Below are 25596 nucleotides of genomic sequence, written 5' to 3'. Positions count from 1 at the left end.
GCGTCCGGGGACCCGCCATGCACGCCAGGCCCGCCGTAACCGTCATGGCCGTCATGGCCGTCACTGCCGTCACTGCCGTCACCAGGACGACTTGGTCACGCCCGGCAGGAAGCCCGCGTGCGCCAGCTCCCGCAGACGCGCCCGGGACAGCCCGAACCTCCGCAGGTGACCGCGCGGGCGCCCGTCCACGCTGTCCCGGTTGCGCACGCGCGTCGGGCTGGCGTCGCGCGGCTGCGCGCGGAGCTCCGCGAGGGCGGCCCCCCGCTCGGCGGCGGTGGACGAAGGCCTTCGGACGATCTCCTTGAGCAGGGCACGGCGGACCGCGTAGCGCGCGACGACCGCCTTGCGGTACGCGTTCCGCGCGATCTTGCTCTTCTTCGCCATCAGACCCTGCCCCCTCGGGCCCGGATCCGCGCCACGGCGGCCTCGACGCCGATCCGGTCCACGGTCTTGACCGCCCTGGCGCTCAGCGTGAGGCGGACGTACCGCCCCTCACCGGCGAGCCAGTAGCGCTTGCGCTGGATGTTGGGGTCGAAGCGGCGCGCCGTGCGCCGGTGCGAGTGGGAGACGGCGTGGCCGAATCCCGGCTGGGCGCCAGTCAGTTGGCAGTGGGCGGACACAAGGCCACCGGCCTCTCTCGGGACGAGCCCGTATCGATAATGAAAACCGTTCCCATATAGTAGCGTCATGGCTCGCAACGAACTCCGCCCGGTCGTCAAACTCCGCTCGTCCGCCGGCACCGGATACACGTACGTCACCCGCAAGAACCGCAGGAACGACCCGGACCGGCTCACCTTGCGCAAGTACGACCCGGTCGCCCGGCGACACGTCGACTTCCGCGAAGAACGCTGACCTCGCCCCCCGCCCCGAACCAGGACATCGCCATGAAGCCCGGAATCCACCCGCCCTACGGCCCCGTCGTCTTCCGCGACAAGGCCGCCGACTACGCCTTCCTCACCCGCTCCACCCTCACCAGCGACAAGACCGTCGTGTGGGAGGACGGCCGCTCCTACCCCGTCGTCGACGTCGAGATCTCCTCCGCGAGCCACTCCTTCCACACCGGCACCGCGCGCGTCCTCGACACCGCCGGACGCGTCGAACGCTTCGCGCGCCGCTACGCCCGCTTCGAGACGCCGTGATGCGCGACGGCTCAAGCCTGCCGGTCGTCCTCGTCGCCGGAATCCACGCCGACGCGCGCAAGGAGGTGGTGGAAGGACTGCTGCGGAGCGTGCCCGGCAGTGTCGCCCTGCACCACGACCTGGCCACCGCCGCCGAGGGGACCGTACGGCGTCAGGTACGCGACGCCGGCGGCGAGATCTCCTCCGGCCACGTCCCGCTCGTCAACGACTGCGCCTGCTGCGCGCTGCGCGAGGACCTGGTCCCCGAGCTGCGCCGGCTCGCCGAGGGGCGGTCGGCCCGGCTGGCCGTCGTCGAGCTGTGGGAATCGGTCGAGCCCCGGGCGATGGCCGAGGTCCTGGCCGTGCACGGCGGTTCGGACCTCGGCCTCGCCAACGTCGTCACCGCGGTGGATCCCGCGCTCGTCCTCCCGTACCTCGCCAACGGCGACGACCTCGCGGAGGCGGGGCTCGCCGCAGCCGCCACCGACCGGCGCACCGTCGGCGACACCTGGGCCAGACAGCTGGAGTACGCGCCGGTCCTCGCCCTCGTCGACAGCGAGGGCGCCGACGCGGAGGACCACGCGCTGCTGGCCCAGCTCCACCCGACCGCCCGTCAGGCCCGGGCCGGATCGCGGGAACTGGCCGCCCTGGCGTTCGCCGGCTTCGACGTGGAGGCGGCCTCAGCCGCCCAGCATCCCGCCTGCGCCCTGCTCCCCCAGGAGGCCGACGCGTCGGGTGTCACCACCGTCGTCTGGCACCGGCACCGCCCCTTCCACCCGGAACGCCTCTACCGGGCGCTGGAGGAGCTGACCTGCGCCGCCTTGCGCAGCCGCGGCCGGTTCTGGCTCGCCGACCGCCCGGACACCCTGCTGGCCTGGGACGCGGCGGGCGGGGCGCTGTGCGTGGAGAGCGCCGGCCCCTGGCTGGCTTCCCTCCCGGACGCCGCCTGGGAACTGGAGCCTCCCGCGCGCCGGGCGGCGGCCTCGCTCGACTGGCATCCCGAGCACGGCGACCGCTGCCAGCACCTCGTCTTCACCTCGCCCGGCCTGGACGGCGAGGCCCTGCTGGCACGGCTCGAGTCCTGCCTTCTCACCGACGCGGAGTTCGCGGCCGGACGCGAGGCCTGGAAGCGCCTCCCGGCCGCCTTCGACACGCTCCTCGACCGCGTCCTCTGACCGCCGGGCCGGCCCAGGCACCACCGGGGGAACACCGAGGAGGAGGAAGAAACGGAGGCACATGACCCCATGCCTTGCCGGACATGGGGTCGTGGAGGCCGCCCCGGTCGCGCCGGGGCGGCCTCCACGCGCCGGACAACCGGCCGCGCGTCCTGAGTAAAACCTCTGTCACGGTCGCGTATGGCGCACCCCATCCGACCCGTCCGTCCCGCCTCCCGGGGCGGGGCGAGGACACCGGGAGGCGCAGTTCAGGGCCTCGGGAGGGGAGTTCGCCGGTGGCTCGGGGGCGTTCCGGCGCGGCCGTCCGGGCGGATGCCGGGCGGGTTGACGGGGCGGCGGTCGGGGACGACCCTCCAATTAGGTGCCTGATGCAACCGGTGTCCGATACACCGGTTGTACGGGGCCGACCGCCCCTGCCGTCGCCCCCCGTTCCGCGCCGTCCGGCGGCCGGCCGGGAGCGCCCTCCGCGCCGGTTCGGGCACCAGCGTCAGGACCGGAGACACCGGCACACAGGAGGACATGACGTGTGTGGCATAGCCGGATGGATTTCCTTCGACCGTGATCTGCGTTCCGAGCGGGAGACCGTGGACGCCATGACCGAGACGATGGCCTGCCGCGGCCCCGACGCCAGGGGAACCTGGGTGCACGGGCCCGCCGCCCTCGGCCACCGCCGCCTCGCCGTCATCGACCTGCCGGGCGGACGCCAGCCGATGGAGGCCGAGCGGGCGGACGGGAGCCGGGCCGTCGTCGTCTACTCGGGTGAGGCGTACAACTACGGCGAACTGCGCGACGAACTCGCCTCGCGCGGCCACCGTTTCACCACCGAGTCCGATACCGAGGTGGTGCTGCGCGGCTATCTGGAGTGGGGCGCGGCCGTCGCCGAGCGCCTCAACGGCATGTGCGCCTGCGCGATATGGGACGAGCGGCTCCAACGGCTCGTCCTGATCCGCGACCGGATGGGCATCAAGCCCCTCTACTACCGGCTCACTCCGGACGGCGTGCTGTTCGGGTCCGAGCCCAAGGCGATCCTCGCCCACCCCCAGGCCCCTCGCAAGGTCGGCCTCGACGGCCTCCGCGAGCTGTTCGCCTTCGTCAAGACCCCCGGCCACGCCGTCTGGGAGGGCATGCGGGAGGTCGAGCCCGGCACGGTCGTCACCGTCGACCGCGCCGGGCCGCGCCGGCACGTCTACTGGTCGCTGCGCACCCGCGCCCACACCGACGACCGCGACGCGTCGATCGCCCAGGTGCGCGCCCTCCTCGACGACATCGTGCGCCGCCAGCTCGTCTCCGACGTGCCGCTCTGCACCCTGCTCTCCGGCGGCCTCGACTCCTCGGCCATGACCGCGATCGCCGCCCGCCAACTGGCCGAACGGGGCGAGCGGGTGCGCAGCTTCGCGGTCGACTTCGTCGGCCGCACCGAGCACTTCGTCGCCGACGCCCTGCGCGCCACCCCCGACACCCCGTACGTGCACGACGTGGCCCGCGCCTCCGGCACCGGACACCGGGACATCGTGCTGGATCCCTCGGCTCTGGCCGATCCCGAGGTGCGGGCGGCGGTCATCCGGGCCCGGGACCTCCCCTCGGGCATGGGCGACATGGACGCCTCTCTCTACCTGCTCTTCAAGGAGATCCGCCGGCACTCCACCGTCGCCCTCTCCGGCGAGTCCGCCGACGAGGTCTTCGGCGGCTACCAGCAGTTCTTCGACGAGGAGGCCCGCCGGGGCACCACCTTCCCCTGGCTGGTACGGCACCAGGAGCACTTCGGTGACGACATCGATGTCATCGACCCGGCCGTCACCGCCGCCCTCGACCTGGACACGTACGTGGCGGACAGCTACCGCACGGCGGCCGGGGAGGTGGAACGGCTCGACGGGGAGAGCGACTTCGAGTTCCGGATGCGCACCCTCTCCTACCTCCACCTGACACGCTTCGTGCGGATCCTGCTCGACCGCAAGGACCGCGCGAGCATGGCCGTCGGGCTGGAGGTGCGGGTCCCCTTCTGCGACCACCGGCTGGTCGAGTACGTCTACAACGCGCCCTGGTCCCTGAAGTCCTTCGACGGGAGGGAGAAGAGCCTGCTGCGCGAGGCCACCGCCGACGTCCTGCCCCGCTCGGTGTACGACCGGGTCAAGAGCCCCTATCCGTCGACCCAGGACCCGCTGTACGCGGTCGCGCTCCAGGAGCAGGCCAAGGAACTGCTGACCCAGCCCTCGCATCCGGTCTTCGGCCTGGTGGACGCCGCCCGGCTCAGGAAGGCCGCCGCACACGAGGCCCCTCGGATCACCCAGGCGTCCCGGCGCGGTCTCGAGAGGGCGCTGGACCTGGCCGTGTGGATGGACCTCTACGCACCGGTCATCGAGATCGGCTGACCGATCGGTGCCGGCCGCCTCTTCGCGCCGGGCGCCCGCGTCGAGGCCGAGGCGACCGCGCTTGAGCACGGCTGAGGCGTTCGGGTGAAAACCGGTTCGACAGCGCCCTCGAACGGGTGACAGCTCGGTTCGCGGGGTGATGCCGGTCCGCGGGCAGGTGGGAGGGTGGCGTCGCCGTCCCGGCGGTCCGGCCGGGCGCGGGCGATCGGAGTCGACCGTGGTAGGAGAGCGAAGCTCCCGGCTCAGGCGGCCGGGCATGGACCATGCGGTCGTGGTCGGTGCCGGGATCAGTGGGCTGTGTGCCGCCCGGGCGCTGTCCGGGGTGTTCGAGCGCGTCACCCTCATCGAACGGGACACCTTCGCGGCCGCCCCCGGCGTCCGCCGTGGCGTCCCGCAGGGGGCGCACGTGCATTCGTTGACGCCCGGAGGGGCGGAGGTTCTGGACGAGCTCTTCCCCGGGTTCGTCGCGGAGTTGGCGGCTGACGGCGGCACGCTCGCCGGGGCGCTCGACGAGCTGGAGATCGTGTTCTTCGGGTCCCTGCTGCGGCAGGTGCCGCTCGGGCGGGTGCTCCAGGTGAGCCGGCCGTTCCTGGAGGATCGACTGCGTGAGCGGGTGAGCGCCCTGCCCGATGTCACCCTGCGGACCGGGCTGGAGGCCACCGGGCCGCTCGCCGACGGTCCCGCCCGGGTGAGCGGGGTCCGGCTGGCCCGTCCGGGCGAGCCCGGTTCCGTCGAGGAGCTCGCCGCCGACCTCGTGGTGGACGCCATGGGCCGGGCCGGACGCGGCGCGGCCTGGTACCGGGCGCTGGGCTGTCCGCGGCCCCGGGTCCGGCGGCTGCATGTCGACGTCGGCTACGCGAGCTGCCGCTATCGGGTGGCCCCGGGCGCCCTCGGGGCGGCCAAGGGCGTCCTGATCGGCGCCACCCAGGACCGCCCGCGCGGGGCCGTGCTCACCCAGCAGGAGAACGACGCCTGGGTGCTCTCCCTCTACGGCTTCGGCAAGGGCCATCATCCGCCGGGCGGGCAAGAGGAGTTCCTTGCCTTCGCCGAGGGCCTTCTCAACCCCGGCACCTGGCGGGGGTTACGCGCCGCCGAGCCCATCACCGGCGTCTCCTCCTTCGCGTATCCCGCCTCTCTCCGCCGGGACTTCCACCGGCTGCGCGGGGTGCCCGAGGGGCTTGTCTCGGTGGGGGACGCGGTCTGCAGCCTCAACCCGATCTACGGCGCCGGCATGACGGTCGCGGCCCTGGAGGCGAAGGCGCTGCGCCGGTGCCTCGCCTCGGGCGCGGCCGGTCTGCCCCGGCGCTTCCACCGGGAGGCGGCCCGGGCCGTCCGGCTGCCCTGGCTGTTCTCCACCCTGGCCGACCGGTCCATGCCCCAGGTCCCCGGCACCCACCCCGCGCTCGCCGGGCTGCTCGCCCGCTCCTTCCAGGCCACCATGCGTGCCGCCGCCGACGACGCCCGGGTGGCCTCGGCGGTCTGGGACGCCGTCAGCCTGACCGGCTCGCCCGCCGGGCTGGCCCGCCCCCGTGTCATGGCCGCCGTGCTCCGGCACTGGCGGCCCGGCCCGGCCATCGCCGCCCCCCGAAAGGACTGATCCCATGCCGGAGTTCGACGCGAGCGAGCGCGAGGAGTTCGTGGAGCGCTGGGTCGGCATGTGGGAGTCGCCCACGGCCGCCGACGACGCCATGGCCTACTACACCGAGGACGCCGAGATCGTCGACACGTCGTTCGGTCACACCTACCGGGGCCACCCCGAGCTACGGGAGTACTTCGGCCGTGCCATGGAGTACTTCGCGGACATCCGGTCCGTCTGCACGGGGGTGCTCGTCGGTCCCGGCCATGCGGTGGCCCATGTGCGGTACACCGCGACGATCCGGCAGCCGTTCCTCTGCCTGCCGGAATCGGCCCGGGGACGGGAGTTCTCGCTCTACCTGATGGCCCTGCTCGAATTCGCCGACGACGGGCGGATCGCCCGGGGCGTCGACGCGTACGACCGTGCCGCCGTCCTCCAGCAGCTCGGCCTGCTCCCCGAAGCCGTCCTAGGACCCGCCACCCACGCCACCCCTTTCAGCGGCGGACCCCGGTAGGCCGCCTATGGGGCCGGCCCCGACCTGAGGAGGTCGGGGCCGGCTTTCGGACGTGCGGGTGGATCGTTACGGCGTGACCGGGCCCGCCGCGCTGAACCGTCGCGTCGGGGGTGTGGGGTAGTTGGTGACCCCGTCCCAGTTGGTGATCTCGAACACGGCCCACTTGGTCTTGGTCACCGCGTTGCCCTGGAAAGCGGTGGTCTCGAAGATGAGCAATCGGCCGGCCGGGGAGAACCCGTAGCTCTCGCCCTTCTTCGGGGAGATGGTCACCTCGTTCTCCGTCTCCTCACTGGTGCTCGAGGATTCCCCGCCGCCTTCGCTGTCGGACCACTCGTTGGACTGGGTGATCCCCACCGCCACCGAAGCGATGCGCATCAGACTGCCCTCGCCGGACAGCGAGAACTCGAGTCCCTTCGACGTGGAGTTCTCGTAGGACGTCGACATCTCCTTCGAGGTGCCCCGCTTGATGTTGAGCTTGCGCTCCTGGTCACTGCCCGCCGAGCCCACGTAGCCGTAGGAGGTGGCCAGGTCCGTGTAGTCCTGGAAGGTGACCAGACGGTGGTAGACGCTGGTCGCTCCCCGCACCGGCGGCGCGCTCTTGATGTGCTTCGCCCAGTCGATTCCGTCGGGCGGCGTGCACGTGGTGCAGTAGTCGTAGGTCTTGGAGAGGATCTCCTCCGTCTTCTTGACCACCTTCTCCTTGAAGTTCTCCTTGTTGCCGTCCGCGACCCCGGTGAAGTCGTCGTACGGCATCAGGCCGGACGGGTCGCTCCGCGTCACGGGGTTGGAACCCGCGTAGGTGAAGCCGCCGAGCTGCTGCGGGTCGTCCGCGTCGAAGAGGGGGTCGGCGCTGAGGAAGCGGCCGAGGGCCGGGTCGTACTTGCGGGCGCCGACGTCGCCGTAGCCCGCCGTCGCCTCCACCGGCGCGCCGAGGAAGCCCCTGGTCGGGTCCGGCCAGCCGGTCGACGGGCCGCGCGTCTCCCCGTACGGCTTGTACAGCTTGCGCGTGATCTTCTGGGTGGTGCTGTCGACGGTGAGGTTCATCGTGCCCTGCTGGTCGGCGAGCGTGTAGTACGTGCCGCCGCCGGGCAGCGTGGACGCGACGGCGACCTGCTTGCCGCCGATGGCGTAGTCCCGGACCGCGCCCTTGACGGTCTTCGGGCTCACCGAGGTGTCCACGACGATCTGGGTGCCGCCGATGAACAGGGTGGTGCTGCCGGGGTCGCGGCGGATCAGCTGCTTGCCGTCGGCGTCGTAGACGAAGCGCGTGTCGGTGGCGCCGTGCGCGATGCGGTCCAGCTTGCCCTCCGCGCCCCAGGTGAAGTCCTGCCGGGTGCCGGAGGACGGTGCGCGGGAGGCCAGGGAGCCGCTCGCGTCGGAGGTGAAGGACGTGGTGCGGGTCCCCGCAGGACCGGACTCGGAGGTCGCGGTCAGCGTGTGCGGCTGGGGGCCGTTCGGGCACTGCGCGGCGGTGCCGGCGCAGCCGTTGGTGTACGTGGTGGTGGTGTCGCCGCTCTGGCCCGCCGTGGCGTGGTCGACCGAGGAGACCCGGTTGCCGACCAGGTCGTAGCGGAAGGACTGCCAGTAGGCGCCCGGGCCGCCGGCGATGTCCGTCGCCGTGGGGGCGGACGTCCCGGCGGGGCAGGGGTTCGCCGCGGTCCATGCCTCGGAGAGGCGGTTCAGCGCGTCGTACCGGTAGCACTGCCGGTCGGTGACGGTCGCGCCGGTCTCGGTGCGGACGCCGGTGAGCGAGGTCGGGTTGCCGGCCGGGTCGTAGGTGTAGGTGTTGTCGTCGACGAGGTTCGGGAACTGGCTGCGGTAGACGGACGCCTGGAGCAGCCGGCGGCTCTGGTCGTCGTAGCGGTACGTGGCCCACGACGGGTTGTCGGAGCTGCCGAAGGTGACCCGGGAGGGCAGCCCGTCGTCGGTGAACTCGGCCGCGGCCTTGACCCCGGGCGCGGTGACGCCGGAGACCTTGCCCAGCGTGGTGTAGCCGTAGACGACGTCCTCGGCGAGCAGGCCGCCGACGCCGGGCGAGCGCTGGGTCAGCAGTTGCTCGGTGGCCGGCGAGTACGTGTTGGTGGTCTCGTAGCTGCTGGGCAGGGGCGCCTCGCTCGCGGGAAGCTGGACCTTCGTCCCGGTGGGCTTGCCCATGGCGGTGAAGCCGGTGTTGTGGACCGCGTAGGCGCCGGACACGCCGGGCACGTAGCGCGCGGCGTAGGTCAGCTTTCCGGGGCGGAGGCTGTCGTACTTCCAGACGCCGAACGTGAAGTCGCCGCCGGTCTTGTCGACCGCGGTCAGCTTCCGGCCCGCCAGGTCGTACGTATAGGCGATCTGCCTCCCTCGGGCGTCCTTGGTGGCGACGAGGTTGCCCGCGTCGTCGTAGGTGGAGACGGAACGGCCCGAGTCGGGGTCGGTCTGGACGGTGCGCCGGCCCAGCAGGTCGTACTCGGAGGACCAGACGCTGCCGTCGGGCCCGGTGGTGCGCGCCGGCTCACCGCTCGGCGTGAAGCCGAAGGAGGTCCGGGCGAGGGTGCCGCCGGTGGCGGTGTACCCCGTGGTCGGGCCGCCGGTGAGGGTGGGCGGCGCGGTGTACTGGCCGAGTTCGGTGCGCCGGCCGCGCGCGTCGGTGACGGTCCGCGTGGCGACCCCGCCGGTGGCGGGCACGGTCACGGTGGTGTCGCCGGTGTGGGCCGTCCTGGTGCTCATGCCCGCCGGCACGGCGCCGTCGGCCTCCTCGTGGGTGGCCGTGACCCGGCCGAGGCCGTCGTGGTCGGTGACGGTGCTGGAGGGCACGTCGCTCTGCGCGACGTCCACGACGTTCGGGACGGGCGAACCGGGCAGGCTGTAGCGGTTGTTGGTGCGGATGACCCAGCCGTGCGAGTCGTACTGCGTGTCCGAGACGATCATCGACCCGTTCTCGCCGGGCGTCTGGGTCTGGCGGCTGCGCAGCAGGGCGTCGAACAGGGCCACCGTGGTCGTGTAGGAGCCGTTCTCCAGGATCGTGGACGAGGTGACGGCGCTCGGCGCGTTCTGCCTGATCTGGTAGGCGTAGCGCTGGGTCGCGGGCTGGCCGGCGGCCTTGGACTGGGTGGGCAGCCAAAGCGAGGAGAGCCGCCCGAGGGCGTCGTAGCGCAGGCTGGTCCGGGTGCCCGCGATGTCGACCTTCTCGGTGGCCTGGCCGCGGGTGGGCGTCACGGTGTCGGTGGACACGTGGTAGGCCGGCGAGGCGCCGCCCGTCACCTGCTCCTTGACCTGGACCGTGGACGGCACCCCGGTGGCCGGGGTGAAGAGGGTGCTCTTGGTGCGGGCGAGGCTGCTGCCGTCCGGGGCGGTGGAGTTCGGCGTGCCGGTCTCGGAGACGAGGCGCCCCAAACTGTCGTACGTCTTCCGGGCGGACACGACGAAGCTGCCGGCCTCGGAGCCGGACGCGCTCTTGCCGGCCTCCTCGGTGGTGGCCAGGCCCCGGGTGGGGGCGGTGCCGGACAGGCCCTCACGGGTGAAGGCGTTGCCGTCGAAGGACGTGCGGGTGTGGGAGACCAGCGTGCCGGAGCGGGTGTCATCCGGGCCGTCGCAGTCCTGAGCGGTGGTGATGGTCTCCGCTTCCAAGGCCATGGCCTTGGCCGGGTTGGCCGCGTAACTCCGCCAGGTGCACAGGGCGGTGTTCCCGGCCGCGCCGGGCTCGCCCCGGTCCAGGTCGCGCAGCGCGAGCCCGGTGGTCGCCCTGCCGAGCGTGGTGTCGTAGAAGGTGGCGGTCTCGGTGTCGCGCCAGCCGTACGAGACGGCCTGCCGCTCGTGGACGCGCGCGGTGCGCACCATGAACGCGTTCAGCGGGCGCAGTCCGGCGCGGGCGCGGGTGAGGGTGGGGCCGAGGGTCGTGGGGATCGAGATCCGGGTGGACGCCACGGTGTCGCTGTCGCCGAGGTAGGTGAGCTCCTCGAACGGCAGGCCGTTGAGCTCGTCCCGGTCCTCGTGGCTGAAGCGGCCGTCCTCGGAGGTGAGGGTGACCGGGGAACCGCCGCTGCCGTCCTTGGTGTTGCGGGACATGCCTCGGAAGTAGACGGTCTTCGTCTTCGTCAGGCGGTCGTCGACCCGCTCGCCGTCGCGGCGGTGGAAGACGGAGGTGTCACCGGTGCGCGTCTCGACGGCGGCGTAGCCTCGGAACTGGCTGTACGTGCGGGTGTCGGCGGCGGTGAGGTCGGCGTCGTCGTGGTGCCAGGCGGCGCCGCCGAGGTAGCGGTAGGTGGTGAGCAGGCCCGACAGGGTGCCGTCCTGGTTACGGGTGTTCTCGTCCTGGGTGCGGACGCTGGCCACGGTGTACTTGTGGAACCAGTCCTTCTGCTTGGATTTGTAGCCCGGCGGCTGCCAGATGACCGGGTAGCAGGGCATCGAGTGGGCGGCGGGGTCGGCGGGCACGTTGGCCGGGGTGCAGCCGGCCGGGTTGTAGGTGACCGTGATCTTCGCGCCGGTCTCGGTGGTGATGAACTGGATCCGGTCGTGGAACATCGCGGGCTGTTCGCTCACGGTGCCGACACGGTTGGGCAGTTGGGCGGGCCTGCCGAAGTCCGTCGCGGGCATCTCGACGGGGTCGGGGTTGTCCGGGGTGGTGTCCAGGCCGGTGCGCTTGACGCTCTGCAGCCAGAGGGTGGGCGCGTGGTCGCCGCCGTCGGGGAAGGCGTGGGTGAGGGTGTAGCCGTCGACCGGCTTGGTCGTGCCGCCCGCCGTCACCTGGGTGGTGATGCCGACGAGCCGCTTGCGGGACCAGAAGGACGGCGAGGACGCGGAGCAGACGGCTCCGGCCGCGCAGTCGAGGTCGGCGGGGACGTCGGGCCACCAGGAGGCGTGGGCGGTGGACAGCTCGCCCTCCCCGCAGGTCGCTCCCGCGGGCGTGCCGGGTATGCAGCGCTCGGCGACCTGGAACAGGACCTGCTGGGGCACGGTGCCGGTGTTCACGGTGGCGGCGGTCATGCCGTAGTCGATGCGGCGCAGGTGGCCGCCTCGGACGTAGGAGCTGCCCGTGGTGGTCCCGGCGGCGCGGTAGTGGTTGGTCTCGGGCTGGTAGTAGTACGCCGTGGCGTTGCCGTGCGGGTCGACCACGTAGTCCAGGTTCCAGCGCCAGCCCAGCTGGCAGGCGGTGGCGGCGAACGTCGAGCCCTGGCAGGAGCTTTCGGGCGTGCGGTGGACGGGGACCGTCCAGGCCGACCTGGTCTCCTCCTTGCCGGAGGCGTGTCCGGGGAGCTGATTGAGGCCGAAGTAGTACTCGATGCCCTTCTCGGTCACCTTGAAGTACTCGCCGTCGCGGGTGCCGTTGGAGGCTCCGCCGGAGAGCGTGAGGCGCTCGATCCTGGTGGTGGAGCTGTCTGCCATCGGGCGGAAGGTGGTGCCGTCGTACACGATCTGGGTGGTGGAGCCGTTGAGGGAGAGGCTCAGCACCTGTCCGGCCCAGCACAGGTCGCCGGAGTTCGCGGGGGCGCCCGCCGAGGAGTCGTTCTTGCAGGGGCGGTAGCTGCGCTCGATGTAGGACTCGGTGGACGTCCAGCCGTCGCCCAGCCACGAGGACTGGTTGTTGGTGCCCGCGGTGCGGCCGTCCTGGAGGGAGGAGTCGTACTTCAGGGTGACGTCGGGGGTGGGTCCGCCGACGGCGGCGGGCAGCGTGATCGGGTAGCTGTAGCGGAAGCCGCCCGTGTTGGAGCCGGCGGTCCAGGTGCCGGACGGGGAGAGCGAGGTGGCCTGGTACGAGCCCGCCGCGCCGTCGACGGTGGGGGTCGCGGCGAGGACGGTGGCCTCTCCGGACCGGGCGGAGGCGGCGGCCGTGCGGGCGGCCGGGAGGCGCACCTCGGCGCTGAGCGCCGTGCCGGGGACGGTCTTCAGCGGGGTGTGCTCGCGGCACTCCGGCCGTTCGGGTGTGGTCAGCGCGCAGGCGGGGAGCCGGACGAGGCGCAGCCGCGAGGCGTAGTCGCCGCCGTAGGCGGAGCGGAACGACGAGGGGTCGACCGTGACGGTGGCGGCGGTGGGTGTCCCGGCGCCGTCCTCGGCGCGGAGGGTGAACAGCAGGCCGCGGACTCCGGCGGCCTCGGCCTGCGCGGTGCGGGCGGTGCTGACCCGGACGCGGACGGGCGGCGCGCTCGTGGCGCCCTTCGTGCCCGGTTCGGCCTCGGCGCTCAGGAGGACGGGCAGGCGGCCGGCGCGGACGGGTCGGTCCGGTGAGCCGGCTGTGCCGTTCTTCGACTGGCGCGCGGATGGCCGGAGTTCGACGGTCGCCGTGGCCTCGGCCGGAAGAGTGCTTGCGCGGCGGGGGTCGAACTTGCGGTATGGGGCGGGCTGCCGGCTCGGGCCCGGCTCGGAGACGGTGTAGGCGAGCTGCGTGGTGCGGGGGGCCTCGGGAGCCGTCCACGGCTCGGTCCACGGCCACGGGGCGCCGAGCCCTGGGAGGAGGAGAGCGCCCGCGACCAGGGCGGAAGCGGAAGCCAACACCCCCTTTCTTCTTCGGCTGAGCCGACGGAACGATCTTTCCCCCATGACGACCTTCTTCCGTTCACGCGTGGTTGCGATTGATCAACATCCTTACAGGCGTGCTCAATTCATCTCCACGAGAACGCGCCACACTTACACACCCTCGAAACCGCACAAGGACTCACAAAGCCGCGCACAAATCTGTTCGCTCACGGCGAACCGAGCAGGGAACCCTGATGAGTTTCGGCCGTCCGGACGCAGAATGCTCGCACCGGGCGCGGCTCAAGATCATCGCGCCCCGACAGGGGGGAACACGGCCAGATGGCCTTCTTCAGACATGCCCGCGACCGGAAGTCGCGGATGACCGGCCTGGCCCGCTCCGGCTCGGGCGTCACCGCCCTCGCGCTGGCCGCCGGCCTGCTCGCGGGGGCCGCCGCACCGGCGGGAGCGACGGCCGGCACACCGGGACCCGGCACCGCGGGGTCCGGTACCGCCGGGTCCGGCACGCCCGCTTCCGCCGGCGCCCCGAAGCCGGGCGCCTCGGCCAGGCCGCCGGTCCTGCCGCCGGCGGAGAACCCGGCCGCCTCGCGAGGCGCGGGCAAGGGGCGCGGGGCCGCCCGGGAGGCGTCCGGGACCTCCACTCCTCGGGGCTCCGTTCCCGCCACCCGGGCCGCGCAGGAGGCGGCGAAGACCCGGGCCCGGACCACGGGCAAGGCCGTCCAGGTCGACGCGCTCACCACCGAGAACGCCCGGACCGTCGCCAACCCCGACGGCTCCTTCACCATGACCCAGAACGCGCAGCCGGTCCGGGCCAGGAAGGGCCGGAGCTGGGTCGCCGTCGACACCACGCTCGGCCGCCGCGCGGACGGGCGGCTCGCGCCCGCCGCCGCCGTCACGGAGGTCTCCTTCTCCTCGGGTGGCGACGGACCGCTCGTCACCATGGTCCGCGACGGCAAGAAGGTCTCCCTCGACTGGCCCACCGAACTGCCCGCGCCCGTCGTCTCCGGCGACACCGCGACGTACCGCTCGGTCCTCCCCGACGTCGATCTCGCCGTCACCGCCAACGCCGACGGCTTCCGGCACGTCCTGGTCGTCAAGACGCCCGCGGCGGCGGCCGATCCGGCCGTGGCGAACCTCCGGCTCGCCGCCGACACCACGGGCGTGACCCTCTCCGAGAACCGCAGCGGCGACGTGGTCGCCAAGGACGGCTCCGGCCGTACGGTCTTCCAGGCCGACCCGCCGCTCGTCTGGGACTCCGCGACCGCCGCGGGTCCGCGCGGCGCGGCCGCCGCCCCGAAGGCGCCGGGCAACGGTGCCACGAGGGGCGCCAAGGCCTCCGGAGCCCCCACCCGTTCCAGCGTGCGCGGCCCCGGCTCCGGCGCGCACCACACGCGGATGGCGATGACCGTCCGGGACGGCCGGATCTCCCTCGCCCCGGGCAAGGAACTGCTCCGCGGCCGCGACGTGGTCTACCCGCTCTACATCGACCCGACCTGGCGCGGCAATCCCTCCGTGACCAGCTGGGCCTCGATCAACAACATGGGCTGGAAGGCGACTTCCGGCAACGAGGCCCGCGTCGGGTACCTCGGCAACTGGAGCGGCTGCGGCGCGTACTGCAACTCGGTGTCGCGTGCGTACTTCGCCATGAACGTCGACGGCATCAGGGGCGCCAAGGTCACCTCCGCCTCCTTCCGCCCCTGGTTCTGGCACGCCGCCAACTCCGCCGCCGAGCCGACCGAGGTGTGGTCCGCCCAGGACGTCCCCGGCGACATGGGCTGGGGCAACCAGCCCGGCGACCCCTGGTACCTCGGCGCCGAGAGCTCCTGCAAGGGCAACGACGCGTGCGGCGACGGCGAGGTGTGGTTCAACGTCACCAGCGCCGCCCAGAACGCGGCCGGCGGAGGCCGCCGCACCTTCCTGGTGAAGGCGCAGAACGAGTCGGACAAGATGGAGTGGAAGAAGATCGACCCCGGCCAGACCTACTGGACGGTCACCTACTTCCTCGCGCCCTACCTCAACCCGGGCATGAACACCTCCCCGCTGATGACCTTCTTCGGCGGCAGGTACGTCAACTCTCGCGACGTGACCATGCAGATCACCGGCGGGAACGCCGCCGGCGAGAAGGTCGCCAGCGTGTACGAGATCTTCAACTGGTCCAACGGCCAGGCCACTTCGGCACGCACGCCGTGGCTCGTCACCGCGCACACCGGCAGCGGCGGCGCCTACACCTACGGCGGCCTCCCGGACGGCACGTACGCCTGGCACGGCGCCATCCACAGCGAGGAGGGCGACCTCTGGTCGCCGTGGACCGGCTGGTCGGACTTCACCGTCGACACCACCCCTCCCCCGACGCCCACGATCTCCTCGCTCGACTTCCCGCGCCAGAGCTACGGCGGCGCCTACAGCGAGGAGGGGACGTTCAACTTCAGCACGCTCGGCACCGACGACATCGCCGGCTTCATCTTCTCCCTCGACGGCGACCTCGGCTCGGCGTCCTGGAGCCAGTCGTCGCAGCCCCAGCCCTGGCAGTCCGGACAGCCCATCGTCCGGGGCCGGCAGTACTGGGTCCCCGCCTCCGGCACCATGGCCTCCGTGCGCTTCGCCCCCGGGGTCGTCGGTCCGCACTGGCTGAACGTCAAGGCCGTGGACCGCGCCGGGCACACGTCCGCGCAGCAGGGCCAGCACGGCTTCTACGCGGGATTGACACGCGCCGAGTTCGTGACCGGCGGCCAGCTCGTCGGCGGCTCCACCAAGGACTCGATCACCGCGGGCCCCGCGACCTGGAGCACCGCCGACGGCAACGCCAAGGTGATCCTCCAGAACGCCTGCTGCGCCGTGCAGTGGGGTGACGGGAAGCAGGCGATCCTGGCCGGACCGGTCTCGGTCGGCGACACGGCGGTCTACCGCTTCGTCGTGCCGCGCACCGGCTACTGGAACTTCGGCGCCAGCCTGACCCAGTCCTACGACTACGGCCGCTACAGCCTCACTCTGGACCGGGGCACCGGCACCGAGGCCGTCCTCGCCGACGACGTCGACGGCTACAGCCCGGCCGTCACCACCGTCTACCGCGACTTCGGGCCGCCGACGCGCGCGGGCGGCAAGCCGATCGAGCTCACCAAGGGCGTGCACACGCTCACCGTCAGGGTCACCGGCAAGAACGGGTCCTCCGGCGGACACCAGGTCGGCATCGACACGCTCCGGGTCGCCCTGATGAGCCCAGAGTGCAGGCTCGGCGACCTCACCGACTGCCGCAACAACATCTCCGTGAGCGCCGACGACAACCACGACGCGGCCGACGCGGACGGCGGCGGCATGAGCTTCTCCGCTCGCGAGCTCAACGAGGCCGGCTGGGCGCCGGGCACCTCGCTCACCGTCAACGGCGCCCCGATGAAGGTGCCGGGGTACGGAGCCGGCAAGGCCGACAACATCCTCTCCAGCGGCCAGACGATCACCGTCGACAGGAGCGGGGCCGAGAACCGAGGCAACGCCCTCGTCTTCCTCGCCTTCGCCACCGCCGGCACCGTCGAGGGCGCCAGCGGCTCCGTCACGTACCCCACGAAGCCCGACGGCAGCAGCACCTGCGGCGCCACGACCACCCACCCGTACACCCTGGACAGCGTGCCCGACTGGGTCACCGGGGACCCGAAGACCCGCGCGGCGGGCTTCGCCACCCGCAATCTGCGCAACGGCGCCACCGACCCGTACAAGCCGCAGCTGTTCGCCGTCTCGGTCGCGCTGCCCTGCCCGGGCCAGCCGATCAGCTCGATCCGGCTGCCCGTCGTGACCGACCAGCTCACCTACGGCAGGACCGCCCTGCACGTGATGGGCGTCGGCATCCGCACCGCCTCGTACGTGCCCGACGCCGGCTCCGCCCAGAACTGGAACGGCACCTGGGGCGCCAACCTCGACTCCAACGGCGGCACCTGGAACGAGCAGACCGTCCGCGTCCCGGCCCGGGTCACCGTGGGCAACAGCGCCGGGGGCAAGGTCCGCATCCGCCTCTCCAACTCCGTCAGCAGCCACCCGGTGACCCTGCCGAGGGTCACCCTCGCGCGCCAGGCCACCCCCGGTACGGCGGAGACGGCGGGCGCCCCGATCGCGGTCACCTTCGGCGGTTCGGCCTCCGTGACCATCCCCTCGGGCGGTGAGGTCACGAGCGACGCCGTCGACCTCCAGGTGCCGCAGCAGACCACCCTGCTGGTCAGCCTCCACATCCGGGGCTCGGTGCCGAACGTCCCGGTCCACGCCAGCCCGCAGGCCAAGATCTGGGCCACCGGGGAAGGCGCGGGCGACCACACGGGCGACACCTCGGCCGCCGCGTTCACGGTGGAGAAGCCGCACTTCCCCTACCTGGCGGCGGTCGACGTCACGCCGACCGAGCACAACAACGGCGCGCTCGCCCTCTACGGCGACCAGACCGTCAACAGCGACACGACCACCGGGGACAACGCCCACCACCTCTCGGACCTGATCTACGACCGGGTCGCCCGGGACTACGCGGCGGACCCGATCGAGAACCCCGCGCCGTACGGCGTGCTGGGCCTGGGCCGCAACAGCTGGACGACGTCCAACAACCTGCTCCCCGCCCTGTCGGGGAGCCCCGAGCGGCTGAGCCCGCCCAGCGCGGCGAACCCGGTGGACCGGGTCGTCCTGAGCCAGGCCAACGTACGGACCGTGCTGATCTCCACGGGCGCCTCGGACGTCATGAGCGACACCTCGGTCACCGACATCCAGCAGCGGCTCGGTGCCCTGGCCCAGCAGATCCGCCAGCGGTACGCCGACGAGCAGGCCGGCTACTCCAGCAAGATCGAGGTCCAGGTCGCGACGATTCCGCACGTCCTGGCCATGACCCCGGCCCAGGACACCGTGCGCCGGGCCGTCAACAACTACATCCTGTGCAGCCGTTCGGACCCGTCGGCGGGCGCCTGCACCGTCGACGGCCCCGCCCTCGGCGGCAACGCCGACGGCTCGGTGGACTTCGCCGCGGCGGTCTCCACCGACGGCACCGCGACCGGCCCGGTGAACGCCGACCGCTACCACTTCACCGACGGCGGCGGCAAGCGCCTGCCGAACCAGCGCTACTACGAGGCGCTGGCGGACCGCTTCGCCCAGGAGGTGCGCGGCATCTGACCTGAGTTCACCCCGTGGCGCCCGGCGGTCCAACCGCCGGGCGCCACGCGGTTTCTCCGGGCGCCGCCGCGCCTGCCCGCGCGGTTCACAGGATGCGTCGACCCGTCACGACACCACCCGAGGAACCAAGTTGAGCGCGAACACGAGATTCCGTTGAGCCGTCGGCGGAACGGGCGGCGGCGAGAACCCGCCGGTCGGCCCCGCCGATGTCGTCCTGACCGGCATGGTGCCCGCGAACACGCTCCCGACCGGTTACAAGGCGACACTGATCAAGCTCCGGTTCGTGCGGAAGGTCTCCACCGACGACCACGGCTCCCCGCCTGTCGACGGCCACACCGTGCGGACCTGGTTCCAACTCACCGGTGGCGCTCCCTCACCCGGCATCGGACAGCTACGGCTCCTCGCGCGGGAGACCGGCGGCGACAGCATCGCCGCCGGTCTCCACCCGGTCATACGCATGCAAATACAAGCCCGGCGAAGACCCGAACAGCGAAGAGGCGAAACTGCCCACCGGAGAGGGCGTCTAACCGAACTGCACTCCAGGCCAGGAGAGTACCTGTAAACGGGTCGGCATCGTCGACTAGATAAGTCTCATCAGTGGATACCTTGCGGCGGCATCCACCCTGGCGGGCTCCGCTCCGGGTACCGCATTCTTCGATGGCATCTCCATGGCAACCGGCATCGTGGGAGCACTCCTGCCCGGGCAAGGATACGGCTGGACCAGTGGAGAGTTCGCTTCGGCTACACTGATCATCGGATTGGGTCTGGTAGGCGCAAAGATGATTGCGGCTATTGATGGCGCCGCCAGCTTGGTCCAGTCCGCCGGCGCACGAATCGGCAAGACATTCGGTGACGCGTCAGCATCGATCTATTCGTCGATCAGCGGGTGGTTCGACTAGTCCGAAGAATCCGGTGTGGACTGCAACGCCCACACCGCAAGGAGATCAGGATTGAACCCTCCAACCATCCCAACGGACACGTGGTGGCTTCTGACGGTCACTTCGACCGTCTTCTTCCTTGCCGTGTGCCTCATTACAGTACCGACCCGCGAATATAAAATTCGGCTGGCGTGCCTCCCGTTGTTTGGCCTGCTCTACCTACCAGCCTCAGCAACCCTGCGAGGACACCAACTCGATACGGTGCTGATCATCCACGTCCTCACCATGCTGAGCGTTTCGATGGGTATTATCGGTCGCAGAAAAGACCTGAAGAAGATGTTCGACGACAAGCGGCTTTACGGAAAACAGAGCAGCCCTCCGAAACTGACGGCCCAGTTCCTGACCTCGGGAATATTGGCCATAGGCGTCTTGCTGTGGCTCCGCGGAGCGTTCTCCGGGGCATAACGCCGCGATAGCTCTCTCCGAGCTCACGAGTGGATGGCGCCGGTCGGCGCTACTCACCACTGCCGCATGCGCCGGAGAACGTGTGAACGCGAACTCAGGCGGCTCGCCATAGGCGACACCCACAGGTCCCGCACCGCCACCCTCATCAACGCCCAGTGGCTGCTGACGGCCCCCAGTCGCTTCGCGGAGGACCCGTCAGCCGGCTCCCCGTCTCCCCGGGTACGCCAAAGTGGAAGACCACTGGGACGACCGGCCGGAACGAACTCGACGCCACCGGCGGTCAGGTCCGCAAGGTGGTCGAAGTCATCCCGAGGACCGATCGAGACCTCGTCCTCGCCCTGCGCAGGCGTCGCGCGTGGGCCGTCTTCCTCACCCGTCTGCTGCCGGTGATCCGGACGCTGACCCCGGCGGCGGCCGGAATGGCCCGGGTGCGCTACGTCCACCTCCTTCCCGCCTCCCTGGCCGGCGCGGCCACGTGGTCGGCGCTGTACGTCTTCGGCGGCGCGCTCGCCGGCGCCTCGGCCAAGCGACTGGGCGCGTACCTCGGCACAGCGGGGTGGGCCGTGATCGGCGTGCTCGCCGCCCCGGCCGTAGGGGTCTGGATCCTCCGTCGCGTCCGCGTCGTGGTCAGCCCTGAGGTGCGGGGCCGCATCCTCGTCCGTGCCCGCCGCCGCCCGTACCGGCCTCGGTCCGCTGTCCCGTCTCAGTTCGTCTGCGTGTTGATCAGGTGGTCGCCGAAGTAGCCGACCACGACCAGGCCGCTGTTGTCGGTGTCGTCGAGGAAGTGCAGGCGCGGTGCCGGGGGCTCTCCGTCGCCGATGCGGATGTGTTCGACCATGACGGCCGTCCCGGTCGGTGAGATCTCCGTGGGGACCCGGAACGTGCGGTCGGACCGTCCTCGGGGGCTGGTGCGGGCGTACTGGCTTTCGGAGTGGGAGATCTTCTGCTCGCTGATCAGCGGGGTGCTCTGGGCCGCGCAGTACGCGCGGAGGTTGGCGAAGACGGCGCCCGCGCTGCCGCCGCCCGTCGCCCGGGCGAGGTTCTTGGCCTCGGCGTAGATCTGCATGACGGCCAGGGCGTCGGCCAGCCGGGCCCGCCACCTCGGGGCCTTGCTGTGGTGGTCCAGCTTCCGCGCGTCCCCGGGGTCGGCGGTGATCTCCAGGCACGCGCAGTACCGCCGGGCTCGCTCCAGGACGCCGGCGAAGTTCGGCGCCTCCAGACGCTCCCGCAGCGCGCGTGCGCCGGCGTCACCCGCGCCGCCGGGCTCGTCGTCGTGGCGGGGCTGGAGGCGTGCCGCGAGCGCGTCGCGGGCGCGCAGGGCCGCGCGCCGCTCGGCTTCGCTCGCTTCCAGCATGGCTCTCAGCGTGGCCCGGTCCGCCTCGCTCTCCGTCAGCCGCCGGGACAGCTCCTCCACCTCTGGTGTCTCGGGCGGCCCGGGCGGCTCTGACGTCCGGTCGGACATCGGCGGCTCCATGGGCTTCTCGCGGTTCCCGCCCTGGCGAAGGAGCGCGTGGGCCCTCTCCACATTGCGCTCCGCCTCCCGGCGGCGTTCCGTCTCGGCGGCCACCTTCCGTTCCAGCCGGTCGATGTCGTGCCGGTACCCCTCGATGAGGCCGCTGGTCCTGGTGCGGATCTCCTCCAGCTCGCGCACGAGCCGGGCCGACATGAGCGCCGTCTGAAACGGACGCTCTGCCCCTGGCCCGAAGGGGCTGTTCGTCTTCATGGCTCCTCCAGCACGACTCGACGAGTCCCGCACACGCCGTCAGTGCGCGCGCCGCTCCGGCTCCGCCTCGAAGGCGCCCCCGGCACCAGGCCGCGCTCGCCCCATCCTGGGGGCGCGGACGGGCGGCTCGCAGGCGAAGCGCGGTTCTGGGACCAATCCGCCCCGCTCCCAGCCCTGCGCCTGCGCCTGCGCCTGCGCCTGCGCCTGCGCCTGCGCCTGCGCCTGCGCCTGCGAGAATGGTGCGGTGATCCGCCACGACCCCGAGATCCAGGCCCTGTACCGCCGTTACTGCCTGCCTGAGCGCCGCTACCTGAAGCTCGGCGGTTCGGTGCTTCGCATGCCGCGCGAGCAGTACGAGCCGTTCCTGCGCGCCCTGGCGGCTGACGCGAGCGCGGTCACCGACGCCGAGCTCGGCATCCTCTTCGAAGGCAGCTGGCGCGAGCGGCGGACAGCCGCCTGGCTCGCCGCCGTCTCGCGCCGCGAGCACGTGCGTGAGCGGGTGGGAGCGCTGCTGCTGGAGAGCGAGGTCTGCTGCGCGGCCGGAGGCTACTCCGTGGCGCTGGCCAGTTTCGGCACCGCCGAGGACGCCGATCTGCTCGCCGCCTATCTGGATCGCTACCTACGTCGGCCGGATCTCGCCTACGACCAGCCGATCGTCATGGGCGCCCTGGCCCACATCGACGCAGCCCAGGGCGGCGACCGGGCCGACCGCTTCCTGCGGGAGGGCGGCCTGTGGCACACCTGGTACCGGGACGCGCCCCACATGCTCGGCGACGGCGACATCTCCTCCTACACCCGCGGCATCCGCCTCGCCTGTGCCGTCGTGGACGAGTGCCGATGAGGCCGGCCGGTCCGCCCCGTGCGTTCACGTCCTGAACACAGCAGGGGCCGCATCCGCACCGGTGACGGCATTCAGCCACTGGTGGTGTGAAGTCTTGACGGCTTCATGGGGGTTCAGTTGACTCACGCGGTGTATTCCGTCCGGTGGTCCAGACCTCGGAGGCGCTTCGTGAGATCCGTACGTGTCAGACCGGCCAGGCGCCGGATCAGAACCGCTCTGCTGGCCTCGGCCGGTGTGCTCGTCGGCCTGCTCCCGCTCTCCCAGACCTCGGCCTCGGCCTCGGAACCGCCGCCCACGGCGGTGGACCGGTTCGAGGGGGAGGTCCCGTTCGCCGGGCCGCCCGCCGAGGGGATCTTCACCTGGGGCGGCGACGGCGACGACCAGCCCCGCCTTGAGCTCCGGGAGCGCCCCGACGCGCCCGAGGGCGCGCGGGTGCTGCACGGCTCGTACGACATCAGCGGCTGGGGCGGGTTCAGCCACGACTTCGCCTTCGACCGGCCCGCGCACGACTGGAGCGGGCGGGCGGGGCTGCGCTTCTGGTGGTACGGGCAGAACACCGCCCCGCTGCCGCCAGGTTCGGGGCCTCGGGTGGCCTTCGAAATCAAGGACGGCGGGGCCAACGGCGAGGCGTCCGAGCTGTGGACCACCTCCTTCACCGACGACTGGCAGGGCTGGCACCTGGTCGAGATCCCGTTCTCGCGCTTCGAGTACCGCACCGACTACCAGCCGGTCGGCGGGATCGACCAGGTGCTCGGGCTGAACGCCATGTGGGGGTACGCCTTCACCTTCCCGGTGGGGCGGCCCGGCGAGTTCATGATCGACGGTGTGGAGGTGTACGGGGCCGCCGACCCGGTCGCGCGGGCCAAGGTGGTCACCGACACGGTCGTTCACCCTGTGAAGGAGGGCGGCTCCGCCGAGGTCCGGGTGTCCGTGGCCACCACCGGCGCCGGTCCGCTGACCGAGCCGGTGACCGTCGACTACGCCGCCGGGGGCGGTACCGCGACTCCCGGGGACGACTTCCGGCCGGTGTCAGGGACGCTCACCTTCCCGGCGGGCACGCCCTCGGGGACCGCCCGGACCCTCACCGTGCGCACCGTGAAGGACCGGGCCGGGGAGACCGCCGAGACCGTACCGGTGAAGCTGACCGTGACCGGCGCCCGGCCGCCCGCCGAGGATCCGCTGGTCGTCATCGACGCGCACGGGCTGCCGTACCTGGACGCGCGGCTGCCGGTGCGCGCGCGGGTGGCGGACCTGCTGGCCCGGATGACCCCGGAGGAGAAGGCCGGGCAGATGACCCAGGCCGAGCGCAACGCGCTCAAGGCGCCGGCTGACATCGCCGCGTACGCGTTGGGCTCGCTGCTGTCCGGCGGCGGTTCGGTGCCGACGCCCAACACGGCGGCGGGCTGGGCGGACATGGTGGACGGCTTCCAGCTGCGCACCCGGGCGGCCCGGCTCCAGATCCCGCTGATCTACGGGGTGGACGCGGTCCACGGCCACAACAACCTGACCGGCTCCACGATCGTGCCGCACAACATCGGCCTGGGTGCGACCCGCGATCCGGCGCTGGTCGAGCGGACCGGCGCGGTCACCGCCGCCGAGGTACGGGCGACGGGCGTCCCGTGGGACTTCGCGCCCTGCCTGTGCGTGACCCGCGACGAGCGCTGGGGCCGGTCCTACGAGGCCTTCGGCGAGGACCCGGCGCTGGTCACCGCCATGGAGACGGTGATCCGAGGGATGCAGGGCGCCCCCGACGGGCGGGACCTGGACCGCCCGGACAAGGTGCTGGCCACCGCGAAGCACTACGTCGGCGACGGCGGCACCGCGTACGGCTCGTCCAGCACCGGCTCGTACACCATCGACCAGGGTGTCACCCGGGTCACCCGGGAGGAGCTGGAGGCGGTGCACCTGGCGCCGTTCCGTGAGGCCGTCCGGCGCGGGGTGGGGACGGTCATGCCCTCGTACTCCTCGGTGGACTTCCTCGGTGACGACGCCGGGCCGGTGAAGATGCACGCGAGCGCCGAGCTGATCGAGGGGGTGCTGAAGGGGCGGATGGGCTTCAAGGGCTTCGTCATCAGCGACTGGCAGGCCATCGACCAGATCCCCGGGGACTACGCGAGCGACGTGCGGACCTCCGTCAACGCGGGGCTCGACATGGTCATGGTGCCGACCGCGTACCGGGAGTTCCACCGCACGCTGGTCGGCGAGGCGGCGGCGGGCCGGATCCCGGCGGCCCGGATCGACGACGCCGTGGCGCGGATCCTGGAGCAGAAGTTCCGGCTCGGCCTGTTCGAGAAGCCGTACGCCGACCGGTCCGGGCTCGGCGCGGTCGGCTCGGCGGAGCACCGGGCGGTGGCCCGGGAGGCGGCGGCGAAGTCGCAGGTGCTGCTGAAGAACGCGGGCGGGCTGCTGCCGCTGAAGCCCGAGCAGAAGGTGTACGTGGCCGGCTCGAACGCGGACGACCTGGGCAACCAGAGCGGCGGCTGGACGGTCTCCTGGCAGGGGTCGTCGGGGCGGATCACCACGGGCACCACGGTCCTGGAGGGGATGCGTTCGGCCGCCGCATCGCCGGACTCGGTGACCTACTCCAAGGACGCCTCGGCGCCGATGGCCGGGTACGACGTCGGCGTGGTGGTCGTCGGCGAGACTCCCTACGCGGAGGGCGTCGGCGATGTCGGCAACGGGCACGACCTGGAGCTCTCGGCGGCCGACCGGGCGGCCGTGGACCGGGTGTGCGCGGCGATGCGCTGCGCGGTGCTGGTCGTCTCCGGGCGGCCGCAGCTGGTCGGGGACCGGCTGGACCGTATGACGGCTCTGGTGGCGTCCTGGCTGCCGGGCACCGAGGGCGACGGGGTCGCCGACGTGCTGTACGGGAAGCGGGCGTTCACCGGGCGGCTCCCGGTGACGTGGCCGCGTTCGGAGGCTCAGCTGCCGGTCAACGTCGGGGACGCCGTCTACGATCCGCAGTTCCCGTACGGCTGGGGGCTGACCACGCTCGGCGCGGCTCCGCGGGGCGGCGAGGCCGCGCTGCGGGCCCTGGCCGTGACGGCGGCGGTGGTCGAGCGGACCACGGGAGCCGGTTCGCCGGCCGGGCGCGCGGTGGCCGACCGGGCCCGGGCGATCGCCGCGCAGCGGATCGGCGGGCGGTTCGGGCCGGCGGTCGCCAAGCCGTTCGCCGAGGCGGACCATCTGCTGCTGACGGGTGATCTGACGGGCGCGGTGGAGCGGCTGACGGTCGCCTTCCGGGCGGTCGCCGCCGCTCCGTAGGCGCGGGGACCCGTCCGAGGCCCCCGCGCCGGACGGTGCGGGGGCCTCAGGTCTGCCGGGAGGACTCGGGGCGTACACCCGCGGGCGCGT

The 25596-nt window shown here is 72.2% G+C and carries 16 protein-coding genes; 12 read left to right on the top strand and 4 right to left on the bottom strand.

The genetic code is table 11. The annotated features are described in order from the left end of the window. Positions 1–78 precede the first annotated feature (78 nt). Both rpsN and rpmB read right to left on the bottom strand, forming a co-directional pair. On the bottom strand, positions 79–384 hold the full coding sequence (gene rpsN, locus ACZ6J5_RS09775) for a 30S ribosomal protein S14 (RefSeq protein ID WP_469389539.1): 306 nt from the start codon (positions 382–384) through the stop codon (positions 79–81). Beyond that, positions 384–620, bottom strand: coding sequence for a 50S ribosomal protein L28 (rpmB, locus tag ACZ6J5_RS09770; protein ID WP_469389537.1), 237 nt, complete (start codon positions 618–620; stop codon positions 384–386). Before rpmB ends, rpsN begins: the two co-directional genes overlap by 1 nt. 67 nt (positions 621–687) lie before the next feature. Here rpmB and rpmG point away from each other — a divergent pair, with 67 nt between their 5' ends. From rpmG to ACZ6J5_RS09740, 6 genes are all read left to right on the top strand, one after another. After that, entirely contained in the window at positions 688–852 is a 165-nt protein-coding gene (gene rpmG, locus ACZ6J5_RS09765) for a 50S ribosomal protein L33 (RefSeq protein ID WP_469389536.1), read from the top strand. A 32-nt stretch (positions 853–884) separates the two neighbouring features. Beyond that, positions 885–1139, top strand: coding sequence for a type B 50S ribosomal protein L31 (locus tag ACZ6J5_RS09760; protein ID WP_469389534.1), 255 nt, complete (start codon positions 885–887; stop codon positions 1137–1139). Continuing rightward, positions 1139–2293, top strand: coding sequence for a CobW family GTP-binding protein (locus tag ACZ6J5_RS09755; RefSeq protein ID WP_469389532.1), 1155 nt, complete (start codon positions 1139–1141; stop codon positions 2291–2293). The genes ACZ6J5_RS09760 and ACZ6J5_RS09755 overlap by 1 nt, the downstream gene beginning before the upstream one ends. A gap of 524 nt (positions 2294–2817) precedes the next feature. Further along, positions 2818–4662, top strand: a complete 1845-nt coding sequence (asnB, locus tag ACZ6J5_RS09750) for an asparagine synthase (glutamine-hydrolyzing) (RefSeq protein WP_469389530.1) — start codon at positions 2818–2820, stop codon at positions 4660–4662. A 256-nt stretch (positions 4663–4918) separates the two neighbouring features. Then, complete coding sequence (locus ACZ6J5_RS09745; RefSeq protein ID WP_469389529.1) at positions 4919–6259, top strand: FAD-binding monooxygenase; 1341 nt, start codon at positions 4919–4921, stop codon at positions 6257–6259. Between the two features lie 4 nt (positions 6260–6263). Next, the gene (locus ACZ6J5_RS09740; RefSeq protein WP_469389527.1) at positions 6264–6752 is read left to right on the top strand and encodes a nuclear transport factor 2 family protein; all 489 of its coding nucleotides are present in this window, start codon (positions 6264–6266) and stop codon (positions 6750–6752) included. A 66-nt stretch (positions 6753–6818) separates the two neighbouring features. On the opposite strand, the gene ACZ6J5_RS09735 is transcribed toward ACZ6J5_RS09740, so the two are convergent. Next, positions 6819–13223, bottom strand: a complete 6405-nt coding sequence (locus ACZ6J5_RS09735) for an RHS repeat domain-containing protein (RefSeq protein ID WP_469389525.1) — start codon at positions 13221–13223, stop codon at positions 6819–6821. 303 nt (positions 13224–13526) lie between these two features. On the opposite strand from ACZ6J5_RS09735, the gene ACZ6J5_RS09730 reads away from it, so the two are divergent. The 4 genes from ACZ6J5_RS09730 to ACZ6J5_RS09715 all read left to right on the top strand — a co-directional run bounded on the left by ACZ6J5_RS09730 (position 13527) and on the right by ACZ6J5_RS09715 (position 20421). Continuing rightward, entirely contained in the window at positions 13527–18335 is a 4809-nt protein-coding gene (locus tag ACZ6J5_RS09730) for a hypothetical protein (RefSeq protein WP_469389523.1), read from the top strand. 668 nt (positions 18336–19003) lie between these two features. Next, entirely contained in the window at positions 19004–19234 is a 231-nt protein-coding gene (locus ACZ6J5_RS09725) for a hypothetical protein (protein WP_469389521.1), read from the top strand. A gap of 15 nt (positions 19235–19249) precedes the next feature. Then, complete coding sequence (locus ACZ6J5_RS09720) at positions 19250–19678, top strand: hypothetical protein (RefSeq protein ID WP_469389519.1); 429 nt, start codon at positions 19250–19252, stop codon at positions 19676–19678. Between the two features lie 293 nt (positions 19679–19971). Next, positions 19972–20421: a DedA family protein gene (locus ACZ6J5_RS09715; protein ID WP_469389517.1), complete on the top strand. Its 450-nt coding sequence runs from the start codon at positions 19972–19974 to the stop codon at positions 20419–20421. Here ACZ6J5_RS09715 and ACZ6J5_RS09710 read toward each other — a convergent pair. Continuing rightward, positions 20382–21401: a hypothetical protein gene (locus ACZ6J5_RS09710; RefSeq protein ID WP_469389515.1), complete on the bottom strand. Its 1020-nt coding sequence runs from the start codon at positions 21399–21401 to the stop codon at positions 20382–20384. The genes ACZ6J5_RS09715 and ACZ6J5_RS09710 overlap by 40 nt on opposite strands. Before the next feature lie 244 nt (positions 21402–21645). On the opposite strand from ACZ6J5_RS09710, the gene ACZ6J5_RS09705 reads away from it, so the two are divergent. Both ACZ6J5_RS09705 and ACZ6J5_RS09700 read left to right on the top strand, forming a co-directional pair. Continuing rightward, on the top strand, positions 21646–22242 hold the full coding sequence (locus ACZ6J5_RS09705; RefSeq protein WP_469389513.1) for a DUF6000 family protein: 597 nt from the start codon (positions 21646–21648) through the stop codon (positions 22240–22242). A gap of 129 nt (positions 22243–22371) precedes the next feature. Then, a complete protein-coding gene (locus ACZ6J5_RS09700) occupies positions 22372–25506 on the top strand; it encodes a glycoside hydrolase family 3 protein (protein ID WP_469389511.1) in 3135 nt (1044 codons plus the stop codon). Positions 25507–25596: the final 90 nt, after the last annotated feature.

Source organism: Streptomyces sp. NPDC042100, assembly GCF_055582325.1.
Note: the sequence above shows the minus strand (reverse complement) of the source record. Positions and strands in the feature narration are given on the sequence as shown.

What these genes read in the sequence shown, in the direction of transcription:
- rpmG (WP_469389536.1), top strand. Translation starts at nt 688, where the DNA reads ATGGCTCGCAACGAACTCCGCCCGGTCGTCAAACTCCGCTCGTCCGCC.
- ACZ6J5_RS09745 (WP_469389529.1), top strand. Translation starts at nt 4,919, where the DNA reads ATGGACCATGCGGTCGTGGTCGGTGCCGGGATCAGTGGGCTGTGTGCC.
- ACZ6J5_RS09730 (WP_469389523.1), top strand. Translation starts at nt 13,527, where the DNA reads ATGGCCTTCTTCAGACATGCCCGCGACCGGAAGTCGCGGATGACCGGC.
- ACZ6J5_RS09760 (WP_469389534.1), top strand. Translation starts at nt 885, where the DNA reads ATGAAGCCCGGAATCCACCCGCCCTACGGCCCCGTCGTCTTCCGCGAC.
- ACZ6J5_RS09710 (WP_469389515.1), bottom strand. Translation starts at nt 21,401, where the DNA reads ATGAAGACGAACAGCCCCTTCGGGCCAGGGGCAGAGCGTCCGTTTCAG.
- ACZ6J5_RS09725 (WP_469389521.1), top strand. Translation starts at nt 19,004, where the DNA reads ATGGCAACCGGCATCGTGGGAGCACTCCTGCCCGGGCAAGGATACGGC.
- ACZ6J5_RS09740 (WP_469389527.1), top strand. Translation starts at nt 6,264, where the DNA reads ATGCCGGAGTTCGACGCGAGCGAGCGCGAGGAGTTCGTGGAGCGCTGG.
- ACZ6J5_RS09755 (WP_469389532.1), top strand. Translation starts at nt 1,139, where the DNA reads ATGCGCGACGGCTCAAGCCTGCCGGTCGTCCTCGTCGCCGGAATCCAC.
- rpsN (WP_469389539.1), bottom strand. Translation starts at nt 384, where the DNA reads ATGGCGAAGAAGAGCAAGATCGCGCGGAACGCGTACCGCAAGGCGGTC.